Source organism: Bacillus sp. mrc49 (genome assembly GCF_002803435.1).
This window is the reverse complement of record NZ_PHNG01000274.1, coordinates 1-453: the sequence shown is the minus strand read 5'-3', so window position 1 is coordinate 453 and position 453 is coordinate 1. Positions and strand designations below refer to the sequence as shown.

Below are 453 nucleotides of genomic sequence, written 5' to 3'. Positions count from 1 at the left end.
CAGCGGATTTAAAAAGTGCATCATTTTCTGTGAATGTATGCACCATAGTTAGAGGAAACGCCGTCATAATTAGGATGGCGTTTTCCAGTCAAATTGGATTACATAGAACGAAATCCAGAAAGATGAGAGGGATTAGACATGATTGTAATTGAAAATGCTTGGTTAGAGGTAGGAATAGTAAGCAGCGGTGCAGAAGTACGTGAAGTGAAGCATAAGAAAAATGAACTGAACTATATGTGGACAGGGGATAGCTCATACTGGGGACGCGTGTCTCCGGTTCTATTTCCGATAGTAGGACGTTTAAAGGAAGATCAGTATCAACTTGATGGTCTGACCTACAAGATATCACAGCATGGCTTTCTGCGAGACGTTGAGTTCATGGTCGAAAAGCTGACATCAGATAGCGCGTCTTTTGTGTTTGAGTCTGCTGGACGTTTCATCGATGTTTATCCT

At 41.9% G+C, this 453-nt stretch carries 1 protein-coding gene; it reads left to right on the top strand.

Annotated elements, in window-relative coordinates; genetic code table 11:
* Positions 1-138 precede the first annotated feature (138 nt).
* On the top strand, positions 139-453 hold a 315-nt coding region (locus tag CVN76_RS01935; protein WP_442857532.1), incomplete at its 3' end, for an aldose epimerase family protein.